This window comes from Pseudomonas guineae (assembly GCF_900113745.1).
Taxonomy (GTDB): Bacteria; Pseudomonadota; Gammaproteobacteria; order Pseudomonadales; family Pseudomonadaceae; genus Aquipseudomonas; species Aquipseudomonas guineae.
The window spans coordinates 537,394-556,228 of the sequence record NZ_FOQL01000003.1; the positions used below are offsets into that span (position 1 = coordinate 537,394).

General features: G+C 58.6%; 15 protein-coding genes, 2 tRNA genes and 1 pseudogene. 6 read left to right on the forward strand and 12 right to left on the reverse strand.

Annotated features, from left to right (window positions below):
• Window positions 1–16: 16 nt before the first annotated feature.
• Both leuD and leuC read right to left on the reverse strand, forming a co-directional pair.
• On the reverse strand, window positions 17–664 hold the full coding sequence (gene leuD / locus BMZ32_RS14045) for a 3-isopropylmalate dehydratase small subunit (protein WP_090243005.1): 648 nt from the start codon (window positions 662–664) through the stop codon (window positions 17–19).
• Between the two features lie 10 nt (window positions 665–674).
• Window positions 675–2,102: a 3-isopropylmalate dehydratase large subunit gene (gene leuC, locus BMZ32_RS14050; RefSeq protein WP_090243007.1), complete on the reverse strand. Its 1,428-nt coding sequence runs from the start codon at window positions 2,100–2,102 to the stop codon at window positions 675–677.
• Window positions 2,103–2,288: 186 nt separating this feature from the next.
• Here leuC and BMZ32_RS14055 point away from each other — a divergent pair, with 186 nt between their 5' ends.
• Both BMZ32_RS14055 and BMZ32_RS14060 read left to right on the forward strand, forming a co-directional pair.
• Window positions 2,289–3,182: a LysR family transcriptional regulator gene (locus BMZ32_RS14055; protein WP_090243009.1), complete on the forward strand. Its 894-nt coding sequence runs from the start codon at window positions 2,289–2,291 to the stop codon at window positions 3,180–3,182.
• Window positions 3,183–3,284: 102 nt separating this feature from the next.
• Window positions 3,285–6,584, forward strand: a complete 3,300-nt coding sequence (locus BMZ32_RS14060; RefSeq protein WP_090243012.1) for a sensor domain-containing protein — start codon at window positions 3,285–3,287, stop codon at window positions 6,582–6,584.
• Window positions 6,585–6,632: 48 nt separating this feature from the next.
• Here BMZ32_RS14060 and BMZ32_RS14065 read toward each other — a convergent pair whose 3' ends face one another.
• Window positions 6,633–7,079: an Hsp20 family protein gene (locus BMZ32_RS14065; RefSeq protein ID WP_090243014.1), complete on the reverse strand. Its 447-nt coding sequence runs from the start codon at window positions 7,077–7,079 to the stop codon at window positions 6,633–6,635.
• A gap of 129 nt (window positions 7,080–7,208) precedes the next feature.
• On the opposite strand from BMZ32_RS14065, the pseudogene BMZ32_RS14070 reads away from it, so the two are divergent.
• Window positions 7,209–7,317: pseudogene (locus BMZ32_RS14070) on the forward strand (SDR family NAD(P)-dependent oxidoreductase); the annotation flags it as partial.
• Window positions 7,318–7,391: 74 nt separating this feature from the next.
• Here the strand turns inward: BMZ32_RS14070 and BMZ32_RS14075 are convergent.
• From BMZ32_RS14075 to BMZ32_RS14095, 5 genes are all read right to left on the reverse strand, one after another.
• The gene (locus tag BMZ32_RS14075) at window positions 7,392–8,369 is read right to left on the reverse strand and encodes a tRNA dihydrouridine synthase (protein ID WP_090243017.1); all 978 of its coding nucleotides are present in this window, start codon (window positions 8,367–8,369) and stop codon (window positions 7,392–7,394) included.
• A 153-nt stretch (window positions 8,370–8,522) separates the two neighbouring features.
• Window positions 8,523–8,972, reverse strand: a complete 450-nt coding sequence (locus BMZ32_RS14080) for an acyl-CoA thioesterase (protein WP_090243019.1) — start codon at window positions 8,970–8,972, stop codon at window positions 8,523–8,525.
• Window positions 8,969–9,619: a bifunctional 4-hydroxy-2-oxoglutarate aldolase/2-dehydro-3-deoxy-phosphogluconate aldolase gene (locus tag BMZ32_RS14085; protein WP_090243021.1), complete on the reverse strand. Its 651-nt coding sequence runs from the start codon at window positions 9,617–9,619 to the stop codon at window positions 8,969–8,971. Before BMZ32_RS14085 ends, BMZ32_RS14080 begins: the two co-directional genes overlap by 4 nt.
• A 36-nt stretch (window positions 9,620–9,655) precedes the next feature.
• Window positions 9,656–11,464 carry a phosphogluconate dehydratase gene (edd, locus tag BMZ32_RS14090; protein ID WP_208598728.1) on the reverse strand — a complete coding sequence of 603 codons (1,809 nt, stop codon included), beginning with the start codon at window positions 11,462–11,464 and terminating at the stop codon, window positions 9,656–9,658.
• 48 nt (window positions 11,465–11,512) lie between these two features.
• Entirely contained in the window at window positions 11,513–12,193 is a 681-nt protein-coding gene (locus BMZ32_RS14095; RefSeq protein WP_090243025.1) for a 6-phosphogluconolactonase, read from the reverse strand.
• Window positions 12,194–12,395: 202 nt separating this feature from the next.
• Between BMZ32_RS14095 and BMZ32_RS14100 the strand changes: the two genes are divergently transcribed.
• Window positions 12,396–14,150, forward strand: coding sequence for a sensor domain-containing diguanylate cyclase (locus BMZ32_RS14100; RefSeq protein ID WP_244153978.1), 1,755 nt, complete (start codon window positions 12,396–12,398; stop codon window positions 14,148–14,150).
• A 171-nt stretch (window positions 14,151–14,321) separates the two neighbouring features.
• Here BMZ32_RS14100 and BMZ32_RS14105 read toward each other — a convergent pair.
• The 4 genes from BMZ32_RS14105 to BMZ32_RS14120 form a co-directional block, all read right to left on the reverse strand.
• Window positions 14,322–14,397: transfer RNA gene (locus tag BMZ32_RS14105), tRNA-Glu, on the reverse strand.
• A 63-nt stretch (window positions 14,398–14,460) separates the two neighbouring features.
• Window positions 14,461–14,536: transfer RNA gene (locus tag BMZ32_RS14110), tRNA-Ala, on the reverse strand.
• A 146-nt stretch (window positions 14,537–14,682) separates the two neighbouring features.
• A complete protein-coding gene (gene gltX, locus BMZ32_RS14115; RefSeq protein ID WP_090243033.1) occupies window positions 14,683–16,164 on the reverse strand; it encodes a glutamate--tRNA ligase in 1,482 nt (493 codons plus the stop codon).
• 36 nt (window positions 16,165–16,200) lie between these two features.
• Entirely contained in the window at window positions 16,201–17,121 is a 921-nt protein-coding gene (locus BMZ32_RS14120; RefSeq protein WP_090243035.1) for a LysR family transcriptional regulator, read from the reverse strand.
• Window positions 17,122–17,227: 106 nt separating this feature from the next.
• Between BMZ32_RS14120 and BMZ32_RS14125 the strand changes: the two genes are divergently transcribed.
• Window positions 17,228–18,277 (forward strand): HlyD family secretion protein, encoded by a 1,050-nt coding sequence (locus BMZ32_RS14125; protein WP_090243036.1) that lies wholly within the window; start codon window positions 17,228–17,230, stop codon window positions 18,275–18,277.
• A partial coding sequence (locus BMZ32_RS14130; RefSeq protein ID WP_139213964.1) for an MFS transporter occupies window positions 18,267–18,835 on the forward strand: 569 nt, incomplete at its 3' end. The genes BMZ32_RS14125 and BMZ32_RS14130, both read left to right, overlap by 11 nt.

Genomic DNA, 18,835 nt, shown 5'->3' on the forward strand with positions numbered 1-18,835 from the left:
TGCACTCGCCCACTGATTACTTGATGGCGCCAAACAGCCAAGGGCTGCGCTGCTGATACGTGCTTTCAAAGGTTTTGATCACATCGCTGTCTTTCAAGGTCAAACCGATATCGTCGAGGCCATTAAGCAGGCAGTGCTTACGGAAGGCATCCACCTCAAAGCTGTATTGCACGCCATCCGGACGGGTCACGGTTTGCGCAGCCAGGTCGACGGTCAGCTGATAACCAACGCTAGCTTCAGCCTGCTGGAACAGCGCATCGACTTCAGCCTCCTTGAGAATGATCGGCAACAGCCCGTTCTTGAAGCTGTTGTTGAAGAAAATGTCAGCAAAGCTCGGCGCGATAATGGCGCGGAAGCCGTATTCTTCCAGCGCCCAGGGCGCGTGTTCACGGCTTGACCCACAGCCGAAGTTCTCCCGCGCCAGCAGCACGCTGGCGCCTTGGTAACGCGCAAAGTTCAGTACGAACTCTTGATTGAGCGGGCGCGTGGAGTTGTCCTGATTCGGCTGACCGATATCGTGGTAGCGCCACTCATCGAACAGGTTCGGGCCGAAACCGCTGCGCTTGATCGATTTCAAGAACTGCTTAGGGATAATCTGGTCGGTGTCGACGTTGGCGCGATCCAGTGGAGCGACCAGGCCGGTGTGTTGAGTAAAAGCTTTCATAGTCGAGTCCTCAGGCCTGGATCAATTCACGCACATCAATAAAGCGACCGGTCACAGCAGCGGCTGCTGCCATGGCTGGGCTGACCAAATGAGTACGCCCACCGGCGCCCTGACGGCCTTCGAAGTTTCGGTTGGAGGTAGACGCGCAATGCTCACCATTGCCGAGCTTGTCTGGATTCATCGCCAGGCACATGGAGCAGCCTGGCTCACGCCATTCAAAGCCGGCTTCGATAAAGATCTTGTCCAGACCTTCTTTTTCCGCCTGGGCTTTAACCAGGCCGGAGCCCGGCACCACCATGGCCTGCTTAATAGTCGCGGCCACTTTGCGGCCCCTGGCCACTTCAGCGGCCGCGCGCAGGTCTTCAATGCGTGAGTTGGTGCAAGAGCCGATAAAGACGCGGTCCAGTTGGATATCAGTGATCGCCTGATTGGCCTGCAGGCCCATGTACTTTAGCGCGCGGGTAATTGAATCCTTCTTCACCGGGTCGCTCTCAACCGCCGGGTCCGGCACCTTCTGATCGACGGCCAAGACCATTTCCGGCGAAGTACCCCAGCTGACTTGTGGCTTGATGTCTTCGGCGCGCAACTCAACCACGGTGTCAAACTGTGCATCAGCGTCGGACACCAGGTCCTGCCACTGTGCCACGGCTTGGGCCCAATCCGCGCCTTTCGGTGCAAACGGACGCCCTTCGACGTAAGCGATGGTCTTCTCATCCACCGCCACCAGCCCGACGCGAGCACCGGCCTCGATAGACATGTTGCAGATGGTCATGCGCCCTTCCAGCGACAACTCACGAATGGCGCTACCGGCGAACTCCAGCGCATGGCCATTGCCGCCCGCGGTGCCGATCTTGCCGATGATGGCGAGGACGATGTCCTTGGCGGTGACACCGAACGGCAGCTGGCCTTCAACGCGCACCTGCATGTTCTTCATTTTTTTTGCCACCAGGCACTGGGTTGCCAGTACATGCTCAACTTCGGAAGTGCCGATGCCATGGGCCAATGCGCCAAACGCACCGTGGGTCGAGGTGTGCGAGTCGCCGCAGACCACGGTCATGCCCGGCAAGGTCGCACCCTGCTCCGGGCCGACCACGTGGACGATGCCCTGACGGATGTCGTTCATCTTGAATTCGAGGATGCCGTATTCGTCGCAGTTCTCATCCAGGGTTTGCACCTGAATCCGCGACACTTCATCAGCGATAGCTTCTAGGCCGCCCTGACGCTCAGCCTTGGTGGTCGGCACGTTGTGATCCGGGGTGGCGATGTTAGCGTCGATGCGCCACGGCTTGCGGCTGGCCAGACGCAACCCTTCGAAGGCCTGCGGCGAGGTCACTTCGTGGAGGATATGGCGGTCGATGTAGATCAGCGACGAACCATCGTCACGGCGCTTCACTTCGTGCATTTCCCAGAGCTTGTCGTAGAGCGTTTTGCCGGCCATCAGCGATTCCCTCATTTGCGTGTTTCTGTGCCTGGGCAAATAGCCCTTTGGCTTATGGGGTAATCCTATGGGCTTAGGACAAATTACTCAAATTCATATTTTTCATCATATGGATTCCATTAGGGAATACGGATAGATTACGACGCAGACAGCATTCCTACTCTGCACACCCCCAGGGGCTACTTAATGGATCTCGCCACCCTCAATGCCTTTATTGCGATTGCCGAGCTGGGCAGCTTTTCTGAAGCCGCTGAGCGTTTACACCTGACCCAACCAGCCGTCAGCAAGCGCATCGCCAGCCTGGAGCAGCAGCTCAACGTGCGCCTGTTCGATCGCCTGGGCCGCGAGGTCAGCCTGACCGAAGCCGGCCGTGCGTTGCTGCCGCGGGCTTATCAAATCCTCAATGTGCTGGACGATACACGCCGCGCATTGACCAACCTGAATGGCGAGATCAGCGGCCGCCTGACCCTCGCAACCAGCCATCACATTGGCCTGCACCGCTTGCCGCCATTGCTACGCACCTTTACCCGTGCGCACCCGCAAGTGGCGCTGGACATCCAGTTTCTCGACTCTGAAGTGGCCTATGAAGAGGTACTGCATGGTCGCGCCGAACTGGCGGTGATCACCCTCGCCCCGGAAACCCGCGAGCCAGTGCATGCGGTACCGGTATGGGACGACCCGCTGGATTTTGTTGCCGCCCCCGAGCATGAGCTGGCGCGCAATGGTGCGATCAGCCTGGCCGACATTGCCCACCACCCGGCGGTCTTTCCCGGGGGCAACACCTTTACCCATCATATTGTGCAACGCCTGTTCGAGGCCCAGGGCCTGACCCCGAATATCGCCATGAGCACCAACTACTTGGAAACCATCAAGATGATGGTTTCCATCGGCCTGGCCTGGAGCGTTCTGCCGCGCACCATGCTCGACGACCAGGTTGCGCGCTTACCGTTACCTGGCATCCAACTGACGCGCCAGCTAGGCTACATTTCACACACCGAACGCACTCTATCGAATGCCGCGCGGGCCTTTATGGACCTTCTCGACGCCCAACGTGATGACCTTGCACAGGCCACCCCCTAAGGGCTAACGTGGCTTATAACGATAAGAAAGGTTTGTGCATGACTCAGCCCATTTGTTTGGCCAACGACCAAGAAGCCTGCGAATACGAAGGAAGCGTTGGTCGTGGCTAAATCCGGTAATCGCCGTCCGCCTCTGCCCTTTATCCAGGCATTGAACCCTGCCGAATTTGAAAGCACATGGAACGACGCGCCGCGTCTGCTGCGCGCCCTTAATGGCGCAAAACTGGGGGCTTGGTACTGGGACATCGAAAGTGGCCGAGTCAGCTGGTCACGTGGAGCCCAGGCCTTATTCGGCTTCGACCCCAAGCAGCCGCTGCAAAAACGGCTCAACTACATCGAGCTGATCCCTGAAGAGGATCGCGCCGAAGTCCTGCAATTATTCGAACAACTGCTCGCTGACAACCCGAGCCACCACACTGCTCGCCACCGGATTCATTGGCCAGACGGCAGCCTGCATTGGCTGGAAATCAGCGGTAGCCTGCAACAGGATGCCGACGGTAAGCCACGGGTAATGGGCGTAATCCGCGACATCAGCGAGCAGCAGGCCCGCGAGCAGGCGCTACGCAGTAGCGAGGAAAAATTCGCCCAGGCCTTCAACTATAGCCCCGACGCCGTGGTGATCACCGATAAAGCCAGCGGGCGCTTTATCGAAGTTAACGCTGGCTTCGAACAGCAGTTTGGCTGGAGCAGTGAACAAACCCTAGGCCGCACCTCTCTGGAAATAGGCATCTGGGCGAGCCTGGAGGATCGCCGACGAATGCTGGATGCGATCAGCAACAACAGCCTCAACGGCCTGTCAGTATCGCTGTATCACCGTGACGGCAGCATCCGCAAAAACCTGCTCTTCGGCGGTGAAATACTGCTGCAAGGCACCCCCTGCCTGGTTCTGTCGCTGCGTGACATCACCCTGCAACGCGAACAAGAACAGGCGCTACGCGACAGCCAAGAGCGCCTGAACCTGGCTCTGAACTCGGCCGATCTGGGCACCTGGGACTGGCACATACCCAGCAACATGCTGTTTGGTTCGCCCCGCGCGGCCAAACTCCACGGCCTGAAAGAACAGCCGTTCCATGACGATTTCCGTAAATTTTTCAGCTGTGTACCACTGTCTGACCGTCACGCCATGCGCGTGTATTATCAGAATTTGGCGCAAGGTAGCACCGAGAATTACCAGGTTACCTACCAGGCAATTTATTCCAACCAAGAGGTTCATTACCTCGAAAGCACCGCCAAGCTCTACCGAGATGCCGACGGCAAACCAGAGCGCATGGCGGGCATCCTTATCGATATCAGCGAGCGAGTGCGCCGCGAACAAAACCTGGCCACCTCAGAAGCCAAGTTTTCCAGCCTGTTTCAGGCCAGCCCAGACCCAATCGCCCTGACGACTATGCCGGAAGGCCTTGTCTTGGAAATCAACTCAAGCTTTAGTCAGACCTTCGGCTGGCAACCCGACGAAGTAATCGGACGCAGGATGATCGACCTGAATTTCTGGGCCGACATCAGCAGACTGGCCGAGCTGTACAGCAAATTGGAGCGCGACCAGAGCGTGCACAATGAACTGACGCACTACTTGGACAAACACGGCCGCGCGATCACCTGCGTGATCTCCTCAAGGCCGTTGCTGTTGAATAACCAAACCTGCCTACTCACGACTTTTCGCGATATCAGCGAACGGCAGAAAGCCCAGGCGGAGCTGCAGGCCAGCCAGGAAAAATTCGCCCTAGCATTCCACTCCAGCCCAGACGCCATCACCATCACCGAACGCGACAGCGCCCGCTATATTGAGGTCAATGAAGGATTCTGTCGGCTAAACGGCTACACAGCTGAAGAAGTCATCGGTCGCACAGCTTTAGAGATTAACGTCTGGGCTGACCCATCAGAACGCGCTCAAATGCTGGAAATACTCAAGCGCGACGGGCATGTTCACCGCATGGAAATGCTCGGCAGACACCGCGACGGGCGAATTAAGCAAGTTGAGGTTTCTGTTGAACCTATCCAACTCCACAACACACCCTGCCTGTTGCTGACCGCCCGTGATATCAGTGAGCTGAAAGAGGCCCAGGCCCAAGTCCAGCACCTGGCCTACCATGATTCGCTGACCAACCTACCCAACCGCGCCCTGCTGCTCGACCGCCTCACTCAGCAGATCGCGCTGCTCAAGCGCCATGAATTACGCGGCGCCCTGCTGTTTATCGACCTCGATCACTTCAAACACATCAATGATTCACTCGGCCATCCGGTCGGTGATGCCGTACTCAAGCTGGTCACCGCACGCCTGGAGGCCAGCGTGCGCCAAGAAGACACCGTGGCCCGCCTGGGCGGTGACGAGTTTGTCGTGCTGATTTCCGGCCTGGAAGGTAAACGCTCAGCGGTGCTCCGCCAAGTCCGCAACGTAGCGGAGAAACTGCGCCACCTGCTGGCTGAGCCGATGCAGCTCGACGGCCACCAGTTGCAGGTCACGCCGAGTATCGGTATCGCCCTGATCCCCGACCACGGCGACACGCCTTCAGACCTGCTCAAGCGTGCCGACATCGCCCTTTACCGGGCCAAGGACTCGGGGCGTAATACCATCCAGCTGTTCCGCGACACCATGCAGAAAGCCGCCAGCGAACGCCTGCGTTTGGAAAACGACCTGCGCCTGGCATTAGCGCGGGGCGAGTTCGAGCTGCACTTCCAGCCTCAGGTGGATGCCCGCAGCAACCAGATTATCGGCGCCGAAGCCTTGCTGCGCTGGATGCACCCGATACTGGGCGCGCAATCACCGGCGCTGTTTATCCCCATCCTCGAAGAAAGCGGGTTAATCCTCGAAGTCGGCGGTTGGGTGCTCGCCGAAGCCTGTCACGTCTGCGCGCAATTACTCCAGCTGGCTATGGTCGACGCTACGCAGTTCAGCTTGTGCGTGAATATCAGCCCACGGCAGTTCCGCCAAAGTGATTTTGTCGAACGCGTGGAAAGCAGCCTGAGCAGCAGTCATCTGCCGCCCAACATGCTTAAACTGGAAATCACCGAAGGCATCGTCATCCAGAATATTGACGATACCGTCGCCAAGATGAACCGCCTCAAGCGTCTCGGCGTGACCTTCGCTATGGACGACTTCGGCACCGGCTACAGCTCGCTGACTTACCTCAAACGTTTGCCAATAGATGTCCTGAAGATCGACCAATCCTTCGTGCGCGAGGCCACTGTGGATGCCAACGACGCGGAAATCATCCGCGCCATCGTCGCCATGGCGCACAGCCTAGGGCTGGACATTATTGCCGAGGGGGTTGAACAACTTGACCAGCTGGAATTCCTCCAACAACAGGGCTGCCATCACTACCAGGGTTACCTGTTTAGCAAAGCGGTGCCGCTGCAGCAGTTTCGCCAATTGCTGCACGACAACCGCGTACTTACACCGCGCTAAAACAGCAAGGGCACCGGCGGGTGCCCTTGCTGTTTTGCAGCCTGATCGTTAGCTGTTAAGCACCGAACGGCTTGCACCAATCGGGATGCGCTTGGCCTTGGCTTCTTCCGGCACGATGCGCACCAGGTGGATATTCAGCAGACCATTAACCAGGTTGGCAGCTTTGACCTCGATATGGTCGGCCAGACGGAACGACAGCTTGAACGCCCGCTGAGCAATGCCCTGATACAGGTAGGTGACGTTCTCGGTGCTGTTATCACGCTTACCACCGGTCACAGTCAGCACGTCACGCTCGACTTGCAGCTCCAGATCGTCGTCCTCAAAGCCGGCCGCCGCGACCACAATGCGGTACTGATCGTCGGCATATTTCTCAACGTTATAGGGTGGATAGCTGCTACCCGCTTCATTGCGCATGGCAGACTCGAACAGGTCATTGAACCGGTCGAAGCCAACGGACTGGCGCAGCAGTGGGGTCATGGAAAATGCAGTGCTCATAATTTAAACCTCCTGAATTTCAGCGAGTCGTCAATATGGAACCCGACTTCGGCATCCCACATCACTGAAATGTGGTTACTCAGAATGATTTCAAGCCGCTGTAAAATTTTCTTACAGGGAGGGGACGCGATGACCAAGGTCATGCTGATTACCGGTGCCAGTCGCGGCATTGGTGCCGCTACCGCCAGGCAGGCAGCGGCCCATGGCTATGCGCTGTGCATGAATTATCACCGGCAACAGGCAGCGGCTGAGTCGCTGGTTAGCGAGATCACCCAGGCGGGCAGCCATGATGTCAGCCGCGGACGCTGAATATCAGGCGCTCGCCTGCTGACGTTGCGCTTCGGCAAACTGAATACCGAGCAAGGCATCGATATGCAGGCAATCGCTTTCTCGGCGCAGCAGGTTGAACAGCTCGGTCGCCTCTGGGTAGCTGCGGGTCAACATTGCCAGCCATTGCTTGAGCCGCCCTGGCGCATAGCGCGGTGAGATTTTGCGCCGCGCCTGCAGCCAGAAATCCGCCAGCAGCGGCTGCAATTCCGCCCAACTCATCGCGACCACCGCCTGCCCGGCCTTGGCGGCGGCAATCTGCCGGGCCAGGTCCGGGCGTGCCACTAAGCCACGACCGAGCATGATGTCCTCGACACCACTGACCTCACGGCAACGCTGCCAATCGTCCAGATTCCAGATATCGCCATTGGCGAACACCGGCACCTTGACCGCCTCCTGCACCCGCGCCACCCACTCCCAGTGCGCCGGTGGCTTATAGCCTTCAACTTTGGTCCGCGCGTGTACCACGATCTGCGCGGCACCGCCGTCAGCCAGGGCTTGCGCGCACTCCATGGCATCGTCCTTGTGGTCGAAGCCTAGGCGCATTTTCGCCGTCACCGGAATGGCCGCCGGCACCGCGCGCCGTACCTCGCAAACGATGGCATGCAGCAGCTCAGGCTCCTTGAGCAGCACGGCACCACCACGGGACTTGTTTACCGTCTTGGCCGGGCAGCCGAAGTTGAGGTCGATAACCGGCGCACCCAAGGTGCAAGCATAAGCCGCGTTATCGGCCAAACAGCTGGGATCAGAGCCCAGGAACTGCACGCGCAGCGGCGTACCAACCGCCGTTTGCGCGCCACTGAACAATTCGGGCGCCAGCTTCTGGTAGGTGCTGGCCGGCAATACTCGCTCGGTGACCCGGATAAATTCAGTCACGCACCAGTCGATGCCGCCGACCCGAGTCAGCACATCGCGAAGGATTTCGTCGACCAACCCCTCCATCGGGGCCAGGGCGATTTGCATAAATTCAGCTCTCAAAAATTTCCGGGCGCACTTTTTAAGTGCTGCACAACAACACCCCAAAGGGATAGCAGCCATAGCAGGCAGACCATAAAAAACGCCGCGCAGTTTACGCGGCGCAGTAGGTCAGCGGTCAGGCTTTAGCCCGACGGTGCCTCAAAGTTCCATGGGAAAAGCGGGCTGCAGCGCCACACCATAACCGTCAACAAATTCACGAGGCATGCGCTTAGGCTTGCCACTGGACAGCTCGATGCAGACAAAAGTAGTTTTCGCCCGCAACAAGGTCACGCCATCTTTAGGGCGAATCAGCTGAAAACAGCGATCCATCTTCAGGCGCTGATCGGACTCGACGATCCAAGTGGCCATCTGCAACTGTTGCTCTTCATAGGCGCTGGCCAGGTAATCGATTTCGTGACGCAACACGGCCATGGCGCGATCGAGGCGGCGGTACTCGGTTAAATCCAGCCCGAGAAACTGCGAATGTCGCCAGGCGCAGCGTTCCAGCCAGCTGACATACACCGCGTTGTTAGCATGCCCAAGCCCGTCGATATCGTCCGCTGTAACCTCGATATCAATAACAAACGGGTTATTTAAATCCCACATCATGCCGACTGCTCCAAGCCACCCGCCAATGCCCGGGCCTCGGCGGCCAACTGGGTGATTTGATCCCAAGCGCGGGCGCGCACCAGGTTACTGGGGGCGATCCAGGTGCCGCCAACGCAAGCCACATTGGGCAATCGTAGAAAGCCCAACAAGTTATCCGGGGTCACGCCGCCGGTGGGACAGAAACGGATACCGGTGAAGGGTCCTTTGAAACTTTTGAGCATCTTGATGCTGGTGGCACCATCGGCCGGGAACAGCTTCAACGAGCGATAGCCATATTCCAGCGCCAGCAGCACCTCCGACGGCGTCATCACTCCCGGCAAATAAGGCAACCCGGAATCCTCGGCAGCAGCGGCCAAACGCTCGGTACAACCGGGGCTGACCGCGAATTGCGCACCGGCATCGCGGGCTTCACCGAACTGCTCGGCATGAATCACCGTGCCCGCGCCAATTAACAGATCCGGCAGCGCCTTACGCATTGCCGCCAGCGCGTCCAATGCCCGCGGCGTGCGCAATGTCACTTCCAGCACACGAATCCCGCCCGCGTGCAGCGCACGCGCCAAATCGACCGCCAGGCTGACGTCTTCGATTACCAACACCGGCAGTACCGGGCGTGCCTGTTGCAGCACTGCATCCATCGTCAGGCTCATGCGTTGCTCCCCACGTTCAAGGTTCAATCTTTGTTCTCATTCTTCAAACAGGCTGCTGGCACCCTGCTCAGCCGAACCGACTAGGCGGCGCTGCGCGCCGAACATTTCTAGGCCAAAGCCCAATTCCATTTCAACACTGGCGGCAGCTAGGGGTCGTGCAGCAAGTTGCTGTTCACTCAGCTCTACCTGCAGCAACCCATGCTGCGCATCCAGCACCAGCCAGTCACCATCCTGCAACCGCGCCAACGCGCCGCCAGCGGCAGCTTCCGGGGTCACGTGCAACGCCGTAGAAACCTGCCCGGAAGCACCGGACATGCGCCCATCGGTGACCAGCGCAACACGCTGCCCAGCCTGCTGCATATTGGCCAACAAAGGCATTAATTTATGCAGCTCTGGCATGCCATTGGCTTGTGGGCCTTGGAAGCGCACCACCAGTACCAAGTCACCTTGCAGCTCGTCGGCGCTGTAAGCCGCCTGCACGGCCGCTTCTGAATCAAAAATGCGCGCCTGGGCACGAATTTTCCAGAATGCTGGATCCACCGCCGAGGTTTTCACGATGGCGCGCCCCAGATTTCCCGTGAGCAATACCAACCCACCCTCCTCGGCAAATGGCTCAGCCGCAACACGGACAATGTCGCGCGCCGGGCTTTGCTGCGGCAGGTCACGCCAAGCCAGGCGCTCGCCATCTAGCCAGGGTTCGCGGGTATAGGCGCGTAAGCCGTGCCCGGCTGCGGTCGTCACATCGTCATGCAGCAAGCCTGCGCCGAGTAATTCGCGCAGCAGCCAGGCGGGCCCGCCGGCGGCCTGGAACTGATTCACGTCCGCCGCGCCATTGGGATACACCCGCGCCAACAGCGGCACCACCTTGGACAGCGCGGCAAAATCATCCCAGCTCAGCTCATAGCCAGCCGCCCTGGCAATGGCCGGCAGGTGCAAGGTGTGGTTGGTCGAGCCGCCGCTGGCGAGCAAGGCCACCACGGCGTTGATCAGCGCCCGCGCATCAATCTGCTGACCGACCGGCAGATAGCGTTCGCCTTGGCGACTGTTGTGCGCAACCAAGCGCGCCGCTTCATCAGTCAGTGCATCGCGCAGCGGCGTATAAGGATTGATAAAGGCACTGCCTGGCACATGCAGACCCATGACCTCCATCAGCAGCTGATTGGTATTGGCGGTGCCATAGAAGGTGCAGGTGCCTGCCTGGTGGTATGCCGCTAGCTCAGCCTCCAGCAACTCATCACGACTGGCTTCCCCGCGGGCAAAACGTTGGCGTACTGCGGCTTTTTCTTTATTCGGTAGGCCCGAATGCATAGGGCCTGCCGGCACAAATACCGCGGGCAGATGACCAAAATGCAGCGCGCCTATTAACAAACCGGGGACGATCTTGTCACACACGCCGAGGTACAGCGCGCCGTCGAAAATGCCATGGGTCAAGCCAATGGCAGTAGCCTGGGCAATCAGGTCACGGGAAAAAAGCGACAACTGCATGCCGCCTTCGCCTTGCGTAATGCCATCGCACATGGCTGGCACCCCAGCCGCAAACTGCGAGGTCGCACCGGCCTTGGCCAACGCCACCTTCAGCCGTTCGGGATAATCCCTGAGCGGCGCATGGGCCGAGAGCAGATCGTTGTAACTGGAAATGATTGCCACATGCGGCGAGCCACCCTGCTTCATGATCAGCTTCGCGTCATCGGGTTGCGCAGCCAGGGCATGAGCCAGATTGGAGCACCCCAACGCCTGATGCGCAGTACGCCCCGCCGCTTGCACCAGGCGCTGCAAATAGCGCTCGCGGCGTTTGGCCGAGCGCTGCTCCAAGGCGGCGGTGACCTGCTCAACAACCGGATGCAACATGACGACTCCCTTTATCTGCGAGGTTCGGACTTGCAGTGTAACGGCTCAGGGAGCCCAGTAGATGTTTACCGGTAGCGGGCTGTTCTGCAGCCAGGCATAAAGGGGCAGGTCTCGAGCCGCAGGCTCATCAGCCAGCACGGCATCAATCAATTTGCGCTTGCGCTCGCCAAACGCCAGCAAGCCCAGCCACAGCCCTCGCTGCAGCATGGCCACGTTCAGCGACAGGCGCTCACGGGGTTCCTGTGGCGCCTGCGCCGGCAAGGCAGCCGGTTCCGCAGCCGGGTCGAGCGCCACCGCCAGGCCTGGCATGCCGGGAAACAACGAAGCGATATGGCCGTCCTCACCCATACCCAGTAGCACCGCGCTAAACGGATGCCACTGCTTGAGGTGCTCGCCCCACACTGACGCGGCCTGCGCTAGCGTCGCACCCTGACGAGGGTCTAGGCAGTTAGCCTCAGGCAAACCCTGCTGCAACAGTTGCCAATTGCTTTCGGCCGCCTGCGCCGGCACCCAGCGCTCATCGCTGGGGCTGAGGTCAATACGCCGGCCATCCAGTTGCTGCGCCAGCAACGGCAGTAACGCCTGCGGGCTGCTACCTCCTGGCAGGAGCAGACCAGCGCGCGATTGTACCGCTAAGGTGGCCTGAATTTGCGCCCGCAGGTCGACGGCCAGCGCGTGCAAACAAGCATTGCGCTCGGCATAGCAATGCAACAAATTACAGCCCATAAGTAACCTCGACTAAGCTATCGATCTGTCATAAGCCCGCGCAATAATGCACCTTTTGCCTAGTAGCTAACGCTCTTGCCATGAGAAATCTGTTTTGACTGTGTTGCTGCGTGTACTTCTACTGTTGTTGCTGCCAACGTTGGCTCAGGCCACAAGCCTACCGCTTATAGCCAGCAATTCGCCGCAGCTTCTAGGCCCCAGCATGCAAGTCTGGGCAGATCCTGACGGCCTGGCTGACATACACAGCGTTCGCCAGCTCCCCGAATCCGCCTGGCAAGCGGTGGCGCGCCGCGATGCCAGCTTCGGCTATAGCAAACACGCTTACTGGCTGCGCGCCACCCTGCACAACCCTAGCAATCAGGCAATCAAATGGGTTCTGCTAATCGCCAATCCACTGCTTGATACGCTGGATGCTTATGGCCTGGACGGCGACCGTGTTTATAAGTCCGGCGATCAACGGCCCTTTCACCAGCGCTGGATCGATCACCGCCAACTGGTACTGCCGTTCAGCCTAGCGGCTGGAGAAGAGCGCCAGCTGATCTTAAGGATGCAGACAGACGGCTCGGCTAACCTCAGCGCTAGTTTGATGAGCGAGCAAGCCTTCATCCATCACGAACAGCTCATGTTGCTGCTGCAAGGGTTGTTCTTCGGCGCGCTACTGGTGATGACGGTTTATAACCTGTCAATTTTCACCATCACCCGTGATCGCAACTACCTGTGGTACAGCCTGTTTGTCGCCAGCTTTGGTGTCTATCAGTTCATTCAGCTGGGGTTTGCTCTGCAGTGGCTTTGGCCGAATTCACTGGCATGGCATCAGCTGAGCTTTCCCTTCAGCTCAGCCCTGGCGACCCTGTTCGGCATTTTTTTCACCTACGGCATTCTCGACCTCAAGAACCAACACCCAGCCTACACTTGGATCAGCCGCACATTGCTGAGCTGCAGTCTGCTGGTAATGGCTCTGGCCCTGACTGCGCCATACCAAGTGGCGCTGTTCGGTAGCTTTGCTCTGCTAATAGTCTGCGCGGTTATCGGCTGCATCATTACCGTACTGCGCTGGCGCGCAGGTTATGCGCAGGCCAAATTGTTTGCCCTCGGCTGGTCAGCACTGATTTTCGCCAGCCTATTCAGCGTACTCAGCGGGACTGGCGTGATTGCCAACTCACTGCTGACGCTGCACGCCCAACAGATCGGCAGCCTGATAGAGCTGGTGATTTTCTCGATCGCCCTCGGCTCACGTATTCGCCAAGCCCAAAGCGATTACCAACTGGCTCAGGTACGACTGTTTGCCAAAGAGCATCAGCTGCGCATGGAACAAGCCAAGAGCCTGAACTTGCAACGACAGATCAATGAAGGGCTCGAAGCCCGCGTACAGGAACGCACGGCCTCGCTGGAGCAAGCGCTGCAAGAGCTCTCAACGGCCAATCAGCAACTGGCCGAACTCAGCCGTCGAGACAACCTGACGGGGCTTTTCAACCGCCAGGTACTCAACGAAGAACTCGAGCGCATGCTCGCGCAGGCCAAACGCAGCCGGCAGCCGATTGCCATGCTAATGATGGACTTGGACCACTTTAAACAGGTCAACGACCAGTATGGCCATCTGATTGGTGACGCCTGCCTGCAGCACGCTGCCCAGCGTATGCAGCAGCGCATGCGCGGCAACGACTTGCTGGTACGCTTCGGCGGCGAGGAGTTTGCGGTGGTGCTCGGTGATACCGACCAGGTCGGGGCGATGGACTTAGCCGAACAGTTACGTGACGACGTGGCCACTCATCCATGCCTGCATAAAGGGCTGAGCATTGGCCTGAGCCTGAGTATTGGCGTCTATGCGCTGATTCCGGATGCCAAGTGCAATCGTGAACAGCTGCTGCGCCATGCCGACCACGCGCTGTACCAAGCCAAAGCTGCTGGCCGAAACCAAGTGATCAGCTACGAGAGCAACGCCCTGGGTGATGCCTGAAACTGAATGACCAGGCGTTTAAGCACTACAAGCAGAGCTTTATCGATATGACCATTAATTAAGCAGCACACATAATTCATTATCGCCGTAGATATTTTTCAGGCGGCCTAAAAAACAAAAGGGCCATTCAATTAAGAATGACCCTTCAAAATCCCGCAGAACGGGCAAAAATGGCGTCCCCTAGGGGACTCGAACCCCTGTTACCGCCGTGAAAGGGCGGTGTCCTAGGCCACTAGACGAAGGGGACGTAACCCTTCTACAACCAACCAGCTACTAGAACTAGTTGTGGCAAGCCTTACGGCTTTGAAAATGGTGGAGATAAACGGGATCGAACCGTTGACCTCTTGCATGCCATGCAAGCGCTCTCCCAGCTGAGCTATACCCCCATCTCAAGGACGGGGCGCATGTTAAGAGTGCGCCCACCATCTGTCAACATTATTTTTACCTGCAAGCCTATTCTTTATGCTGACAGAACAACCACTTACCCCATCTCATAGCGCCAAAACGACGAGCGGATGGGGCAATCAGCGACTTAGGCTATAGCCGCCAGCAACTTTTCCCACTCTTTGTTTTCTTTCTTCGACACACCACCGAGCAGCTCAATGGCTTGGCGCAGACGGAAACGGGTCAAATCCGGACCAAGGATCTCCATGGCATCGAGTACCGACACCGAGCTGGCCTGCCCCGTAATCGCGGCGAACATCAACGGCATGGCGTCGCGCAGCTTAAGCTCCAAGTGCTCGACTACCGCCTGAATACAGCCAGTAATCGGCTCCTTCTCCCATTGGCGCAAGGCTTCCAGCTTCCAAAGAATGAGCTGCATGACCTGACGCACTTGGTCGGCCGAGAGTTTTTTATGCGCGAACAGTGCGGCATCTGGTGCCACGCCACCGGCGAAGAAGAAACTGGCTAACGGTGCAATCTGGCTAAAGGTTTCCACCCTACCCTGCACATGCGGGGCAATTTGCATCAGATAATCGTTGTTGAAGGCCCACTTCTGCGCACCAGCGGCAAACTCTTCAACGCTCAGCTCACGCATCCACTGACCATTGAGCCAGGACAACTTCTCCAGATCGAAGATCGGCCCGCCCAGTGAGACCCGGTTTATATCGAAGTGCTCGACCATCTCGTCAAGGCTGAACTTCTCACGCTCATCCGGCATCGACCAGCCCATGCGCCCAAGGTAGTTAAGCATCGCTTGCGGCAGGAAGCCCATGCGCTCGTAAAAGGTGATCGAGGTCGGGTTTTTCCGCTTGGACAGCTTGCTCTTGTCCGGATTGCGCAGCAGCGGCATGTAGCACAGTTGCGGTTTGTCCCAACCGAAGTATTCGTACAGCAGAATCAGCTTGGGTGCCGATGGCAGCCATTCTTCGCCACGCAACACGTGGGTGATGCCCATGAGGTGGTCGTCGACCACGTTGGCCAGGAAATAGGTCGGCAGGCCGTCAGTCTTCATCAACACTTGCATGTCCATGCGATCCCACGGGATCTCAACTTCACCACGCAGCATGTCCGGCACCACGCACACGCCGTTAGTCGGCACCTTCATGCGCACTACATTCGGCTCACCTGCCGCCAAACGCTGCTGCACCTCGGCGGCCGACAGGTTCATGCAATGGCCGTCATAACGCGGCGTCTGCTTAGCTTCCATCTGTTCGGCGCGCACTTTATCCAGGCGCTCGGCGCTGCAGAAACAGTGGAAAGCATGGCCTTTTTCCACCAGCTCAGCGCTGTACTTCTGATAGATGTGACCGCGCTCACTCTGCCGATACGGGCCGTGCGGGCCGCCAACATCCGGACCCTCGCTCCACTCAATACCCAACCAACGCAGGGCGTCGTATATCTGCTGTTCCGACTCACGGGTCGAACGCACCTGATCAGTGTCTTCAATGCGCAGGATAAATTCGCCACCGTGCTGACGGGCAAAGCACAGGTTGAATAGGGCGATATAGGCGGTGCCTACGTGCGGATCACCAGTGGGCGACGGCGCGATACGGGTACGAACGGTGGTCATGGCAGCTCTCAGAGGAATATGCAACGGGCAATCGTTTCAAGGCGGCGATATTAACAGGCTGGCCGCCGCCGGCTCCAGCAGCCGACCATCCGACAGAGGCAGACTGGTCATCAGGAAATCAAGAAAGGTTTTCACTTTCATCGCCTGGAAGCGCCGTGAAGGATAGACGGCATACAACTCGCCCTCAGGCAAGCAGGCCTCTGGTAATAGCTCAATCAAGCGGCCTTCAGCCACCGCCAACGCGGTGATCATTACCGGTAGACCGGCAATCCCCGCGCCTGCCAGCGCCGCCTCACGAGCAAAGGTTATGTTGTTACACGCCAATGCGCGCTGGCAGGCAATGCTCTCACCCAATAACGGCCAATATCGCGGCGAGTCATTCGGCAGCACAATTGCCCGATGCCCCAGTAACTCCGCCGTCGCTTGCGGCGTGCCATGCAGGGCCAGGTAGTCAGGGCTGGCATATAAACGCCGACGGGTCTCAAATAATTTGCGCGCGATCAGCGTCGAGTCCTGTGGCTGACCGACCAAAATGGCAATATCAATGCCCTCCTCAACCGGGTCCACATGCCGCGACGTCAGCTCCACTTCGGCATTGATCTGTGGATACAGGCGCATGAAATCGCCCAGCACGCGCCCAAGAAATAACTGGCCGAACTCAATCGGCGCCGTGATCCGCAGCAAGCCGGAAGGCTCCTGCTGCAGTTGCATCACCGCCTGCTCGGCTTCGGCAAAGTCGAGCATGATCTGCCGACACCGCTCGTAATAGGCCTGCCCCACCTCGGTCAGGCGTAATTTACGCGTGGTGCGATTGATCAAGCGCACCCCAAGGCGCTCTTCGAGCAAGGCGATACGCCGGCTGACGGTCGACTTCTGCATACCCAACCCCTGCGCTGCCAGGGTGAAACTGTGACACTCGACCACCCGCGTGAAGATCAGCGCATCATCCAAGCCCATGATTGTTCCCTATAAGCAACAAAGTTTATGAAGTCTAACGACTACAGGCGTGAAAGGAACACTGCTAAATTTGCTTACACTTTTGCCCGAGCGTCGAGCGCCCGCTATGCCCGCCCAACTGAAACGCCGCCTGTTCATTTTCATAACTATTCTTGGCCTAATTGCCGCCGCCCTTTTCGGTCATTGGCTGCTGGTCGGTCGCTACCTTGAAAGCACCGACAACGCCTACGTACAGGGCGAGATCACCCGCGTATCCAGCCAACTTGGCGCGCGCATTGAGCAGGTGTTGGTGCAGGACAATCAACACGTCGAAAAAGGCGAGTTGCTATTGGTGCTGGAAAGCGCCGATTTCGAGCTGGCCAAGCACCGCGCCGTCGCAACCCTGGCGACGCGCGAAGCCGAACTCAGCCAGGCGCGCAGCACGCTGCACCAACAAGGCAGCCTGATTGCCGCCAGCCAGGCCGATGTCTCGGCGAGCGAAGCAACCCTAGGGCGCACGCAGATAGACCTTTCACGCGCCCAAGCCTTGCGCAAGCCAGGTTTCGTCTCCGAAGAACGCGTTACCACCTTGGCAGCCGACAGCCGCATCGCCCGCTCGCACGTCAGCAAAGCTCAGGCTGACTTGCAGGCTCAGCGCCAGCAGATCAACACCCTTAACGCCGAGATCAAGCGCCTGCAAGCACAGATCGCCAGCGCCCGCAGCGACCTGGCGCAAACCGAGCTGAACCTCACACGCACCCAGATTCACGCACCGATTAGCGGCTTTATCGGCCAGCGTGCCGCACGCAACGGCCAAGTCGTCCAGGCGGGTGCTTACCTGCTGTCACTGGTGCCTGACGAGGAAATCTGGATTCAGGCCAACTTCAAAGAGACCCAGATCGGCCGCATGCACCCTGGGCAAAGCGCTGAACTGACCTTCGACAGCTTTCCCGATACCGCCATCGAAGCCCAGGTAGAGAGCCTGTTCGCCGCGTCCGGCGCGCAGTTCAGCCTGCTGCCGCCTGACAATGCCACCGGCAACTTCACCAAGGTGGTGCAACGCATTCCCGTGAAACTGACCTTCGCCGCGGACAACCCGCTCAAGGGCTTGATCCGCCCGGGCATGTCGGTCGAAGTCACAATCGATATCAGCGGCGACACTCGCCATGGCGGCTGATGCCCTGATTCGCCCCGCTGGCGAACCAAGCCGGCGCGACTGGATTGCGGTGATGAGCGCCATGCTCGGCGCATTCATGGCCGTGCTGGACATCCAGATCACCAATTCATCTCTCAAGGACATCCAGGGCGCGCTGTCGGCTACCCTGGAAGAAGGCTCGTGGATCTCCACCTCTTATCTGGTTGCAGAGATCATCATGATCCCGCTCACCGCATGGCTGGTGCAGCTGCTCTCAGCGCGGCGCTTGGCGGTGTGGGTGTCCATCGGCTTTCTGTTTTCCTCATTACTCTGTTCACTGGCCTGGAGCCTGGAAAGCATGATTGTATTCCGCGCCATGCAAGGTTTTACTGGCGGCGCGCTGATCCCCCTGGCGTTCACCCTAACGCTGATCAAACTGCCCGAGCATCACCGCGCCAAGGGCATGGCGCTGTTTGCCCTAACCGCGACCTTCGCGCCGTCAATCGGCCCGACACTCGGCGGCTGGCTGACCGAAAACTTCGGCTGGGAATACATCTTCTACATCAACGTGCCGCCGGGCCTGCTGATGATTGCCGGGCT

Excerpts from the sequence above, each read along its gene's own strand:
- leuD (WP_090243005.1), bottom strand. The coding sequence starts at position 664 with ATGAAAGCTTTTACTCAACACACCGGCCTGGTCGCTCCACTGGATCGC.
- leuC (WP_090243007.1), bottom strand. The coding sequence starts at position 2,102 with ATGGCCGGCAAAACGCTCTACGACAAGCTCTGGGAAATGCACGAAGTG.
- BMZ32_RS14055 (WP_090243009.1), top strand. The coding sequence starts at position 2,289 with ATGGATCTCGCCACCCTCAATGCCTTTATTGCGATTGCCGAGCTGGGC.
- BMZ32_RS14065 (WP_090243014.1), bottom strand. The coding sequence starts at position 7,079 with ATGAGCACTGCATTTTCCATGACCCCACTGCTGCGCCAGTCCGTTGGC.
- BMZ32_RS14075 (WP_090243017.1), bottom strand. The coding sequence starts at position 8,369 with ATGCAAATCGCCCTGGCCCCGATGGAGGGGTTGGTCGACGAAATCCTT.
- BMZ32_RS14080 (WP_090243019.1), bottom strand. The coding sequence starts at position 8,972 with ATGATGTGGGATTTAAATAACCCGTTTGTTATTGATATCGAGGTTACA.
- BMZ32_RS14085 (WP_090243021.1), bottom strand. The coding sequence starts at position 9,619 with ATGAGCCTGACGATGGATGCAGTGCTGCAACAGGCACGCCCGGTACTG.
- BMZ32_RS14095 (WP_090243025.1), bottom strand. The coding sequence starts at position 12,193 with ATGGGCTGTAATTTGTTGCATTGCTATGCCGAGCGCAATGCTTGTTTG.
- BMZ32_RS14100 (WP_244153978.1), top strand. The coding sequence starts at position 12,396 with ATGCAAGTCTGGGCAGATCCTGACGGCCTGGCTGACATACACAGCGTT.
- gltX (WP_090243033.1), bottom strand. The coding sequence starts at position 16,164 with ATGACCACCGTTCGTACCCGTATCGCGCCGTCGCCCACTGGTGATCCG.
- BMZ32_RS14120 (WP_090243035.1), bottom strand. The coding sequence starts at position 17,121 with ATGGGCTTGGATGATGCGCTGATCTTCACGCGGGTGGTCGAGTGTCAC.
- BMZ32_RS14125 (WP_090243036.1), top strand. The coding sequence starts at position 17,228 with ATGCCCGCCCAACTGAAACGCCGCCTGTTCATTTTCATAACTATTCTT.